We start from the raw sequence: 12,100 nt of genomic DNA, 5'->3' as shown, positions 1-12,100 counted from the left end.
AAGTTAAAAATAGTAATAAATAATCAAAGAATTTGATTGAAATTCATCTCTGATAGAGATAAGATATTGTTTAGGGAAAATTTATTTTTTATTTTTTTGTAAATAGATGTCCCGTAACTATATTTTACCAGAAAAGAGAGTATTAAAATGAAAAACAAAGGAATATCTATTCGTGAAATATTAATCATTACATTTGGAATGTTTCTTGTAGCCGCAGGGGTTTATTTCTTCATGATTCCCGGAAATATCGTAGCCGGAAGTGTTTCCGGTCTGGCTCTCGTATTATCGAAATTGTTAGGGATACAAGTTTCTGTATTAACATTTATCTTAAATACATTCCTTCTTATTATCGGGTTTATCTTCATCGGAAAAGAATTTGGAGCAAAGACAGTGTACACATCTATGCTTCTCCCTGTATATCTTTGGATTTTCGAGCATTTCATACCACTTGACAAATCGATTACCAATGAACAGGTAATCGATCTCGTAATTTATGTTCTGCTGATTGCTCTTGGTCAGGCATTACTGTTCCATGTAAACGCATCTTCCGGAGGATTAGATATTGTGGCAAAGATGCTGAATAAGTTTACACATATTGAAATAGGAAAAGCACTGACAATTTCCGGGCTTATCACTGCAATGACTTCTATATTTGTTTACGATATACCGACACTTATTATCAGTCTTCTCGGAACATATGCAAACGGAGCAGCAGTAGACTATTTTATTGACGGCTTTAAAAAACGAAAACGCGTATGTATTATTGCAGATGATTACCGTCCGATCCAACAATATATTATTCATGATCTAAATCGCGGAGCAACTTTATATACAGCTCAAGGCGCTTATGACGAAACACACAGAACCGAATTGATCACAATTATCACACAACAAGAATATCGTACACTTTTAAATTATCTTCATTCATGTGGGCAGAAAGTATTCGTTACCGTCTCTACTGTAAATGAAGTGATCGGTCAATGGAATTCAAAATAAATACTTATACCTCGCGAAGTTTCACTATGTTTGCAGCCTGCCGGCGTCTGTCTTCATCAATGGCTGCATAATGCTTTTTCGTTGTATTTACATCTTTATGTCCGAGAACATCGGCAACAAGATAAATATCTCCTGTTTCTTTATAAAGGGAGGTACCGTAGGTACTTCTAAGCTTATGAGGAGTTATTTTCTTGTTAGGCGTTACTTCCCGGGCATATTTTTTTACCATATTCTCAATAGCTTGAACGCCCATACGTTTTCGCTGAGTAGATAAGAAAAGCGCATTTTCATGCCCCGGAAGCGGGAGAGTAGTTCTCCGTGTTGTATACATATATGTCTTTAGTGCATTTTCCACTTCTTCGCCAAAATATACAATCATTTCATTTCCGCCTTTTCGCATCACTTTGATTCCATTATTTTCAAAATCCACATCATTGATATCCAGCCCCACGCATTCCGAAACACGAATGCCCGTTCCTAAAAGCAAAGTTAATATAGCAAGATCTCTGTTTCTCGTTTTCTCAAAATAAGCCTTTTTCTGTCCGGTTAAATGATCGCCTCCATGATCAACATAATCAAGCAATCGGACAACTTCATCCGCATCAAGACGAATAATTGCCTTTTCGTGAAGTTTAGGCATATCTACAAGAAGAGTCGGGTTTTTCGATATTGCCTGACGTTTAAAATAATATCCATAAAAGCTACGAAGCGCTGACATTTTTCTTGCAAGTCCTTTTTCTGTATTTGTAACTTGCTTTTCATCATTTTTATATACTTTTAAATATTCTTGGTATTCCTCAATATCAACCGGTTCAAGATTTTCTATATCTGCCAATGTAAACTGATCGATCGTATAGTTTTTATAAACCGGATTATTTTCCATTAAAAAACGGAAAAACACACGAATATCGTATGCGTAGGAAATTCGTGTGTTAGCGGATGTCGTTGGCTCTATAGCTCTGAAATAATCTTTCGCAAACGATGGTAATGTTTTTAATATTTCCCTTAGCCGTAATGTATAATCGATATATTTTTGTTCATGATATGTTTTTACATCATAACTTACACGTAAACCTTCATCTGAAGTATTTTCCTTATTTGCCATAATTATATTCCTCCTTTATTTATTCGGATATACATATTATATCAAATGTATATCTTTACGTCCATATCTTTTGGAAAAATCAGTATTTGTCGTATAGATTGATCTATATTATAAGACAGCCGATAAAAATGAGTATTACTTCTATTTCTCACGGCTGTCGGTTGGAGTGTATATATCAATACATAGGGTGTATATTGATACCGATTTAAACATATCATTCAGTCATATACATAATCATAAGATTTTCTCCCGAATAAATTTTATCAGAAGAAAGTCCGTTTATCTCCTTAAGAACTTTAACATATTCTTCTGTCGAACTATATTTTTCAGGAAGATTTTCATTTGCGATATCCCACAAAGTATCGCCTTTTTCAATCTTAATACTTTTATAATAGATATAAGTACTTTCGTGATCCGGCGTATCCTTTTCCTTTGCGGAAACAAAAAATGCACTAAACGACATACTTACAAATAAAACAATAACAACTCCCACGAATAAATTACGAGCATGTTGTTTTAATATAGCCGATTTTTTTGATCTTTTTTCATTTCTTTTTCCCTTCATAATAGTATCCCCTTTATCTCTGCTTATTTTTACACTTTGTTTTCTCTTATTATTTTGTAATATTCAGTCTGCAAGAAAAATGTATACATGTATTCTTCGATTCGAATATTTGTTCCGCGAACTTATGTTCTATATTTGGATTATACAATAAGAACAAATGTTTGTCAACACGGAAATCGAACATATTTTCGCAACAAATGTTTGCTTTTTGTTCTTCGTTGTGTTACCATTATTTTAATAAAATAAACGGACTATAATATCGGAGGAAACTATGTCACAAGGAAAAATAAGTAAAAAACAACAGGAAATTTTAGAATATATTAAATCACAGATTCTTCAACGGGGGTTTCCGCCTGCTGTTCGGGAAATATGCGAAGCTGTAAATTTAAAGTCTACTTCTTCTGTTCATTCACATCTTGAAACATTAGAAAAAAACGGTTATATTCGGCGCGATCCGACAAAACCCCGTGCGATCGAAATTTTGGACGATATGTTCAACCTGACGCGGCGTGAAATGGTTCATGTACCGATTATCGGGCAAGTTGCCGCAGGAGAACCGATTCTGGCTCAGGAAAACATTGAAGATTACTGGCCGGTTCCCGCTGATCGTATGCCGAATAAACAGACATTTTTTTTAAAGGTAAAAGGAGAAAGTATGATCAATGCCGGTATACTTGACGGCGATATGGTTCTTGTGGAAGAAGATTCCACAGCTTCTAATGGAGATATGGTCGTTGCGTTGATCGAGGACGGAGCAACCGTAAAAACATTTTATAAGGAAGAAGGAGTTTTTCGTCTCCAGCCTGAAAATGATTTTATGGATCCGATCATTGTAAAGAATGTTACTATTTTAGGTAAAGTTATTGCTGTGATGAGATTTTTCTCATAACTTCCGAATATAAAGTACCGAAAAAATCATAAGACAAAAAGAGAAGTATCCTGTATTTAAAGATTTTGGATACTTCTCTTTTTGGTTTTTAATCAGGTTTTCTAAAAACTTGCTTCTCTTCCGCTGACTGCACCGCTCGCCCATGCCCATGTCAGATTATATCCACCGCACATGCCATCTACGTCGAGTATTTCTCCTGCAAAATAAAGTCCCGGAACATAACGCGATTCTAAAGTATCAGGATGAACGTCCTTTGTATCGATACCTCCTCGGCAAACCTGTGCCTGCTCATAAGAATTTGTTTCTGTTACAATCACTTTAAAATTCTTGATTAAACGGACAAGCTGCTGAATTTCTTTTTCTGCAAACACTCCGACTTTTTTCTCTTTTGAAATCCCTGCTTCTTTCACCCAAAGATCGGACAACTTTTTATTAGATAACCCTGTGAAAAATTGATCTGCTCTCTTATACGGACGCATTTTCGCCCGTTTTATTAAAAACTTTTCCAGCTCATCTTCCGAAAATTCCGGCATAAAATCAAGAATCGCCTGAACTTTTTTCTTTTTATATAATGCAATCGCCGCATATCTGCTCACTTGAAATACAGGAATACCTGATATGCCATAATTGGTCAGTTGTAATTCTCCCGTATCTTTTGCCAGACATTGATTTTCCGACCATATCGAAACAGTTCCCTGAACTCTTACTCCTGCGATTGATTTAAAAAATTTTTCTTCACATCTTAATTGTACAAGAGCAGGAAGAACAGGAATTATTTTATGTCCGAGTTTTTTTGCCAGATCATAACCGGAACCATCGGATCCGCTGGCAGGGAAAGCTCTGGATCCCGTACACAGGATTACATGATCCGCATATATTTTCCCCTTTTTCCCGTCTTTAACAATCTGAAGAGTAAACCCCTTTTTACGAGGGAAAATATTCGTGCATTCTGTTTGAAGTCTTACATCGATTTGCAGACGCTCTAATTCCATTTTCAAAGCCTCAGTTACAGACGATGCCTGATCCGAATAGGGATACATGTATCCATTTCTGTTTTTCGCATAAACGCCGAGTTCTTCGAACAATTTTATAATCTGCTCTGCATTAAATTTCTCAATGATCTTCCATGGAAATGATTCGTTATCAGAGTGATAACAGCTTCGATCCTGATAAGTATTTGTAAAATTGCATCGTCCGTTCCCTGTCGAAAGAATTTTTTTCCCGACGCGGTCCATATGTTCCAATACAACTACTTCTGCCCCGTTTGAAGCTGCTGTGATCGCTGCCGTCATCCCGGCTGCTCCCGCCCCGATTATCGCTACTTTTCTCATAATATAAATCCTTTTCTTTTCTAAGCATCAAAACACTGTTTTAAAGCGACTGAAGTTTGGATCTGTCAATAACTCCTGCATCAATCAAACTTTGAAGAGATTTTAAAATGCCCAGCTTCGCATGCTGCCATGTAAGACCGCCTTGAAAATAAACGGCATAGGGAGGTTTGATCGGACCATCTGCAGATAGTTCAATCGAGGACCCTTGTACAAATGCTCCGGCAGCCATGATGACTTCACTGTCGTATCCCGGCATTGCCCAAGGTTCGGGAGTTACATAACTGTCTACCGGAGCCGCTGCCTGAATTCCCTGGCAAAATGCAATCACTCCATCTGCACTGCCAAACGTAACTGCCTGAATAATATCATGACGGCTCTCGCTTGCATTTGGAACAACCGAATACCCGAGTTTTTCATAAATATTCGCTGCAAAAACAGCTCCTTTAAGCGCTCCGCATACAACTGTCGGCGCCATAAAAAATCCTTGATAAAAAGACTGCATCACTCCGAGAGACGCTCCCACTTCTTTCCCTAATCCGGGGGATGTCAATCTATACGCACAGTTTTCGATAAGTTCTTTTTTGCCTGCCACATATCCTCCGATCGGTGCAAGACCGCCGCCGGGATTTTTAATCAATGAACCGACAATCATATCTGCACCTACATCGCTTGGTTCGATCCGTTCTACAAATTCTCCGTAGCAGTTATCTACCATACAAATAACATCCGGTCTTTTCTTTTTTATAAATGCAATCAGTTCTCCTATTTTTTCTACAGAATAACTCGGACGTGTCTGATATCCTTTTGAACGCTGGATCGTCACAAGCTTTGTTCTTTCGTTTAATGCTTTTTCGATTGCCGGATAATCAAAATAACCGTCTTCCAACAGATCGACCTGTTTATATGTCACTCCATATTCTGCGAGAGATCCTTTAGACTGGCGAATGCCGATTACTTCTTCCAGTGTATCGTAGGGTTTCCCTACAGGAGATAACAATTCATCACCGGGTCTTAAGTTTGCCGATAACGCAAGTGCAAGTGCATGTGTACCGCATGTAATCTGCGGACGCACAAGAGCCGCTTCTGTATGAAATGCCGCCGCATATACTTCTTCCAGCGTATCGCGTCCTTGATCGTTATAACCGTATCCACTTGCATAATTAAAGCAGCTTTCATTTACCCGGCATTGCTGCATGGCAGAGATCACCTTCAGTTGATTATATTCTGCATTACTGTCGAATTCTGCAAATCGTTCTTTCAGACCTTCCTCTATCTTCTGCCCATATATCCACACATCTTCTGAAATTCCCAACTGTCGGTATATCGTTTTTGTTTCTGTATTACTCATATATATTTTCCTCTTTTTTTATTAGTTTTTCTCTTTAATCTTGTAAAGTTTTCGTTATATTGATCCATTATTTTGTTGGTTTTATATTTTATACTAAAATCTGCTTTTTTCTCAACTCTTCGATCATAAAATCAAGAATATGTTCCTCGTCGTCTCCGATAACGGCACGATCTATCCATGTGACATCCTTTTCTCGCTTAAACCATGTAAGCTGGCGCTTGGCAAAATGTCTTGTATCGCGTTTTATAATACGTACCGCCTCTTCCAATGAATACTCTCCGTTCATATATGCATACAATTCTTTATACCCAAGTCCCTGCATCGCTGTAGAAGTTGAACTCACGCCTCGGTCTTTTAAGAAACGAACTTCCTCTTCTAAACCTGATTTCATCATAAGATCTACGCGTCGGTCAATACGTTCATACAGTTTTGCTCTGTCGTCTGTCAAAACAAAATATGCATATTGATACGGAGATTCCTTTTCTCTTTCCGCTTCATTATGTTCGGATATTTTCATTCCTGTCTGATGATAAAATTCAAGCGCACGTATTGTCCGTTTTATATTATTTGTATGAATCTGCAATGCCGACTTAGGATCTACTTCCGTCAACATTGTATGCAAGTATTCTGCCCCTTTTTCCTTTGCGAGAATCTCCAGTTTTTTCCGATAATCATTTGGAGAATCATTTTCCGTAAAATCAATATTATAAAGAACCGATTGGATATAAAAACCGGTTCCTCCTACAATCAAAGGAATTTTTCCCTTTTCATAAATCTGTTCCATTTCCTCAAGAGCCATCTTCTGAAAACGAACAACATTAAATTCCTCTTCCGGCTCGAGAATATCAATCAAGTGATGCGAAATCCCGCTCATTTCACTGCGCGTAATCTTTGCCGAACCGATATCCATATGTTTATATACCTGCATAGAATCTGCCGAAATAATTTCTGCCCCTATTCTTTTTGCAAGCCCTATAGATGCTTTTGTTTTTCCGACCGCTGTAGGTCCGGCCAAAATAATCAGTGGTTTTTTCATTTATACAATCCTCTTAAACTTCTTCTCTAATTCTCGTTTCGTCATGGCAATGATCGTCGGTCTTCCGTGGGGACAATGATACGGATTATCTAAAGTAAGTAATTCACCGATCAGAGCGTCTACTTCTTTTGCCGATAAACGGTTATTGCCTTTTACCGCCGCCTTACAAGACATAGACGCTACCTTTTCATCAATCAAATCAGGAGTCATAGATGTGTTTATCCCATCTGCCAGATCGTCGATCATCTCCATAAGAAGTTCTTTTTTTGCGATACCGAACAAATTATCCGGCACTGCCCTGACAGCATATTCTTCTCCTCCAAAATGTTCGATTTCAAAACCGATTCTCGTAAAACGATCTATATGCTCCTCCAAAAGCTGAGCTTCCTGCATCGAAAGCGATAAAATGATCGGAGGGCTTAAATACTGAGATGTATATTCCCTGGATTTCATCTCTTTTAAAGTTCTCTCATACATCACTCTTTCATGCGCGGCATGCTGATCTATAATATAAAGACTGTCTTGGAATTGTACAAGCCAGTATGTATCGAACACCTGACCGATCAATGTGTATTCTGCCTTCACTTCACGCTTCAAGAAATTTTCTTCAAACAGATCCATCTGCTTCGGAGTCTTGTCTGCCTCTTTTGCCCGATATGCAGCAGCTTCCCGGATTCGTTCTGCCTGTTGCTGCGGACGATAAATTTCCCCACGGTCTAAAACTTCTGCAGACGAGGAGCGTTCATGATATGCCTTCACCCTTTCCCGCATTTTCCTTATAAAATAATCTTCATCATGAATTTGAGGTTCAGACTGCAAAACAGATTCTTTATCTGCCTCGATAGCAGACGTCTGTTTCCGGGCTTGCCCCTGTTCTTCATCCTGTACTTTTTCCCGTACTTGCTCCGGTTTCGTTTCCTGCGCTTTCTCCCGTACTTGCTCCGGTTCTCTTTCCTGCATCTTTTCCCGGATTTTTTCTATTGGATCATATTTTGTATTTTCTATAGATTTGGGTTTCAGCAAAAACGGACTTTCTTTTTTCTTTTGAGCTGCATCTGCCGGATCCGGAACTGTAGCTGTTTGAATCAATTCAGGTTCAAGAAGCCTTCTGTGAACAGCTTCGTACATTGTATTGTAAACTTCCTGCTGACGTTGAAAACGAAGCTCCATTTTCGTCGGGTGAACATTTACGTCAATAAGATCCCCTTCTACCTGGAAATGAAGAACAGCAAACGGAAATTTATGCTGCATCGTAAAATCTTTATAAGCGTCTTCCAGCGACTTAGAGAGCATTGCACTTTTTACATAACGCCCGTTCACAAAGAAATTTTCAAAATTCCGGTTTCCTCGGGTGATGACCGGTTTACCTAAAAATCCGGAAATAGAAAGACCGTCTTTTTTATAATCAAGTTCCAAAAGATTCGACGTCACTTCGCGTCCATATACATTATAAATCACATCTTTTAGTTTTCCGTTTCCTGACGTCCGAAGTTTTTCTTGTCCGTTATTGATAAATAAAAATGAAACTTCCGGATGTGACAGCGCCAGATGGATCAACAGATCCTGCACATGCCCCGCCTCTGTCACCGGTGTTTTTAAAAATTTTCGCCTCGCGGGTATATTATAAAATAACTGATGAATAAGAAAAGTCGTTCCGTTGGGAGCTCCTGTCTCTTCCAATGCAGTCTCTTTTCCGCCTTCTATGACATATTTTATTCCACTTTGTCCTTCCTCTGTTTTTGTGATAACTTCTGTTCTTGTTACCGCGGCAATACTCGACAAAGCCTCCCCACGAAATCCGAGAGAATGTATGGATACAAGTTCTTCCGCTGTACGGATCTTACTAGTTGAATGGCGCAAAAAAGCACATCTTACTTCATCTGCTTCAATCCCGCATCCATTATCTGTAACACGGATAAATGAAATTCCTCCGTCTTTAATTTCGACTGTAACAGAGGTGGCTTTCGCATCAATCGCATTTTCAACCAGTTCTTTCACAATAGACGCGGGTCTTTCAATAACTTCCCCGGCTGCGATCTTATCAATCGTTATCTGATCTAAAACTTGAATATGAGGCATGACTGCTCCTTTTCTTTTTGATTTTATCAACTTTACCAACGGTTCTTTAATTTATTCTGTAATCTGTATATCGTATTAAGAGCATCGATCGGAGTCATATTTCCAACGTCAAGATTTTTCAATTCTTCAAGAACATCGTCATCTTTTACTGTGTCAAAGAGCGACATCTGCGCAATATCTACATCATCGTATTTTTTTACTTTCGGTTTCTTTTTTACGACACGTTCTTTTGACGCAATCTCACTTACTCTTGCCGTAATATCTTCATCACTTAGCTCTTCTACAATCTCTTTTGCGCGGCCGATCACAAGCTCCGGAACACCTGCAAGTTTTGCAACTTGAATTCCGTAACTTTTATCTGCTCCGCCTTTGACAATCTTTCGTAAAAATACAATGTCATCACCTTTTTCTTTTACCGCGATACAGTAATTGTTTACATTATCGATTTTTCCTTCCAGTTCTGTCAGTTCATGATAATGTGTTGCGAACAGCGTTTTTGCACCTAAAAGTCTGCTGTCGCTTATATATTCGATCACCGCCCAGGCAATCGACAATCCGTCAAACGTACTTGTGCCTCTCCCGATTTCATCAAGAATCAACAGGCTTTTTGACGTAGCGTTTCTAAGAATATTTGCAACTTCCGTCATTTCAACCATAAATGTACTCTGACCGGAAGCAAGATCGTCCGAGGCTCCGACTCTTGTGAAAATACGGTCTGAAAGACCGATATTAGCGCTTTTGGCAGGTACAAACGAGCCGATCTGCGCCATAAGAGCAATGAGCGCCGTTTGACGCATATACGTCGATTTTCCTGCCATATTCGGTCCTGTAATAATAGAAATCCGGTGTTTTTTATCATCAAGATATGTATCGTTTGAAATAAACATTTCATTCGGGATCATCCGCTCTACAACAGGGTGACGTCCTTCTTTTATATCAATTACTCCTTTTTCGTTGATCTTAGGCCGAACATAGTTATTGCGTTCCGCAACGAGAGCAAGGGAAGCAAAGGCGTCAAGCGCCGCTACTGCTTTAGCGGTTTTTTGGATACGCTCTATCTGACTTGCAATCAAATCTCTTACTTCACTGTACAGTTCATATTCCAATGCATAAAGTTTGTCCTCCGCTCCAAGTATCATGTCTTCTAATTCTTTCAGCTCGGGAGTAATATATCTTTCTGCATTTGCCAATGTCTGTTTCCGTGTATAATATTCCGGAACCATTTCTTTGTAAGAGTTTGTCACCTCTAAATAATATCCGAATACTTTATTGTACTTAATCTTTAGATTTTTAATCCCGGTCTTTTCACGCTCGTCATTTTCAAGCTTTGCCAACCAGTCTTTTCCATCGGACTTTGCGCGGCGCAGCTTATCAACTTCTTCGTTATAACCGTCATTAATAATATTTCCTTCTTTCATCGCAATGGGAGGATCTTCCCGGATTGCTTTTTTTACAAGTATACAGAGATCTTCAAGAGGATCAAGATCAACAGCAAGATCTTTTAAAAGTTCTGCTTTCATTTCTTGCAATATATACAAAAGTGCGGGAAGCATCTCCAGAGAACTTCTAAAGGCAGTCAGGTCTCTTGGATTGGCAGATCCGTACGCTATCTTTGTGATCAGTCGTTCCAAATCATACACAGGAGACAGATATTCTCTGATTTCTTCACGAGAAATCGCCTGTTCTTTCAATTCCTGTACTGCATCCAGACGACGAATAATCTCTGTCTTATCGATCAGCGGCTGCTCCACATATTTTCTCAATGTACGAGCTCCCATTGCTGTCTTTGTTTTATCGAGAACCCACAGAAGAGATCCCCTTTTTTGTTTTTCACGGAGAGTTTCGCAAAGTTCAAGATTTCTTCTTGTCGAACTGTCGATCATCATAAACTTGCCTGCGGCATAAGGCGTAATATGTGTCAGATTTGAAAGCGAGTTTTTCTGTGTTTCCAACAGATACTGCAGAAGAGCTCCGGCGCTGATGATTCCGCAATCATAATCTGCAAGTCCAAGTCCGGCAAACGAGGAAACCTCAAAATGTTCCAAAAGTTTTTTACGGCATACTTCATCGTCAAAATACCATGATTCAAGCGAATAAATCGTAATTCCAAGCCGATCTTTCATTCCGTCCATGTCGACGCTGCTCATATAAAACGCTTCATTGCATATAATCTCCGACGGTGAGAATCGATAGATTTCATCTAATAATTTCGCACTGTCCGGAATCTCCGTTACAAAATAATCTCCCGTCGAAATATCGGCAACAGAAACGCCGTACCTGTCTGCAATATATACAATACACATAATATAGTTGTTCTTTGTTTCGTCCAACGCTTGTGTATCAAGATTTGTTCCCGGGGTTACGATACGTACAACTTCCCTTTTAACGATTCCTTTCGTCGTTTTCGGATCTTCTACCTGTTCGCAGATTGCCACTTTATAGCCTTTGGCAACAAGTCTGTTTAAATATCCTTCTACGGCATGATACGGAACTCCGCACATAGGCGCCTTTTCTTCCTGCCCGCAGTTTTTCCCGGTTAAAGTGATTTCCAACTCCCTTGATGCAGTCAGGGCATCTTCAAAAAACATTTCATAGAAATCACCCAATCTATAAAATAGAATGCAGTCTTGATATTGAGACTTTGTCTCCATATACTGCTTCATCATTGGTGTTAATTCAGCCACATTCCTACTCCTTTGTACATAAAAATAACAGTTTTAAACATAGTACCACTACGCTCTTATTCTATGG

9 protein-coding genes are annotated in these 12,100 nt (G+C 38.9%); 2 read left to right on the top strand and 7 right to left on the bottom strand.

The window, feature by feature from the left end; translation table 11 throughout:
- The first annotated feature begins 147 nt into the window (after nt 1–147).
- Nucleotides 148–996 (top strand): YitT family protein, encoded by an 849-nt coding sequence (locus tag ACH9UM_RS04090; protein WP_004845138.1) that lies wholly within the window; start codon nt 148–150, stop codon nt 994–996.
- A gap of 4 nt (nt 997–1,000) precedes the next feature.
- Here the strand turns inward: ACH9UM_RS04090 and ACH9UM_RS04085 are convergent, their stop codons facing one another.
- Nucleotides 1,001–2,101 (bottom strand): tyrosine-type recombinase/integrase, encoded by a 1,101-nt coding sequence (locus tag ACH9UM_RS04085; RefSeq protein ID WP_004845139.1) that lies wholly within the window; start codon nt 2,099–2,101, stop codon nt 1,001–1,003.
- Between the two features lie 214 nt (nt 2,102–2,315).
- Nucleotides 2,316–2,666 carry a LysM peptidoglycan-binding domain-containing protein gene (locus ACH9UM_RS04080; protein ID WP_004845140.1) on the bottom strand — a complete coding sequence of 117 codons (351 nt, stop codon included), beginning with the start codon at nt 2,664–2,666 and terminating at the stop codon, nt 2,316–2,318.
- 271 nt (nt 2,667–2,937) lie between these two features.
- Between ACH9UM_RS04080 and lexA the strand changes: the two genes are divergently transcribed.
- Nucleotides 2,938–3,555, top strand: a complete 618-nt coding sequence (gene lexA, locus ACH9UM_RS04075) for a transcriptional repressor LexA (RefSeq protein WP_004845141.1) — start codon at nt 2,938–2,940, stop codon at nt 3,553–3,555.
- A gap of 101 nt (nt 3,556–3,656) precedes the next feature.
- Here the strand turns inward: lexA and ACH9UM_RS04070 are convergent, their stop codons facing one another.
- The 5 genes from ACH9UM_RS04070 to mutS all read right to left on the bottom strand — a co-directional run bounded on the left by ACH9UM_RS04070 (nt 3,657) and on the right by mutS (nt 12,015).
- On the bottom strand, nt 3,657–4,886 hold the full coding sequence (locus tag ACH9UM_RS04070) for an NAD(P)/FAD-dependent oxidoreductase (RefSeq protein ID WP_400092028.1): 1,230 nt from the start codon (nt 4,884–4,886) through the stop codon (nt 3,657–3,659).
- A gap of 40 nt (nt 4,887–4,926) precedes the next feature.
- On the bottom strand, nt 4,927–6,234 hold the full coding sequence (locus ACH9UM_RS04065; RefSeq protein WP_004845143.1) for a methionine gamma-lyase family protein: 1,308 nt from the start codon (nt 6,232–6,234) through the stop codon (nt 4,927–4,929).
- An 88-nt stretch (nt 6,235–6,322) separates the two neighbouring features.
- Entirely contained in the window at nt 6,323–7,270 is a 948-nt protein-coding gene (miaA, locus tag ACH9UM_RS04060; RefSeq protein WP_009242645.1) for a tRNA (adenosine(37)-N6)-dimethylallyltransferase MiaA, read from the bottom strand.
- The gene (mutL, locus tag ACH9UM_RS04055; protein ID WP_009242644.1) at nt 7,271–9,349 is read right to left on the bottom strand and encodes a DNA mismatch repair endonuclease MutL; all 2,079 of its coding nucleotides are present in this window, start codon (nt 9,347–9,349) and stop codon (nt 7,271–7,273) included.
- A 32-nt stretch (nt 9,350–9,381) separates the two neighbouring features.
- Nucleotides 9,382–12,015: a DNA mismatch repair protein MutS gene (gene mutS, locus ACH9UM_RS04050; RefSeq protein WP_400092404.1), complete on the bottom strand. Its 2,634-nt coding sequence runs from the start codon at nt 12,013–12,015 to the stop codon at nt 9,382–9,384.
- Nucleotides 12,016–12,100: the final 85 nt, after the last annotated feature.

This window comes from Mediterraneibacter torques (genome assembly GCF_044591705.1).
Taxonomy (GTDB): domain Bacteria; phylum Bacillota; class Clostridia; order Lachnospirales; family Lachnospiraceae; genus Mediterraneibacter; species Mediterraneibacter torques.
This window is presented reverse-complemented; position numbering and strand designations above follow the sequence as displayed.

Bases quoted from the DNA above. Each gene is read 5' to 3' on its own strand.
- ACH9UM_RS04090 (WP_004845138.1), top strand. From the start codon at position 148: ATGAAAAACAAAGGAATATCTATTCGTGAAATATTAATCATTACATTT.
- ACH9UM_RS04085 (WP_004845139.1), bottom strand. From the start codon at position 2,101: ATGGCAAATAAGGAAAATACTTCAGATGAAGGTTTACGTGTAAGTTAT.
- ACH9UM_RS04080 (WP_004845140.1), bottom strand. From the start codon at position 2,666: ATGAAGGGAAAAAGAAATGAAAAAAGATCAAAAAAATCGGCTATATTA.
- lexA (WP_004845141.1), top strand. From the start codon at position 2,938: ATGTCACAAGGAAAAATAAGTAAAAAACAACAGGAAATTTTAGAATAT.
- ACH9UM_RS04070 (WP_400092028.1), bottom strand. From the start codon at position 4,886: ATGAGAAAAGTAGCGATAATCGGGGCGGGAGCAGCCGGGATGACGGCA.
- ACH9UM_RS04065 (WP_004845143.1), bottom strand. From the start codon at position 6,234: ATGAGTAATACAGAAACAAAAACGATATACCGACAGTTGGGAATTTCA.
- miaA (WP_009242645.1), bottom strand. From the start codon at position 7,270: ATGAAAAAACCACTGATTATTTTGGCCGGACCTACAGCGGTCGGAAAA.
- mutL (WP_009242644.1), bottom strand. From the start codon at position 9,349: ATGCCTCATATTCAAGTTTTAGATCAGATAACGATTGATAAGATCGCA.
- mutS (WP_400092404.1), bottom strand. From the start codon at position 12,015: ATGATGAAGCAGTATATGGAGACAAAGTCTCAATATCAAGACTGCATT.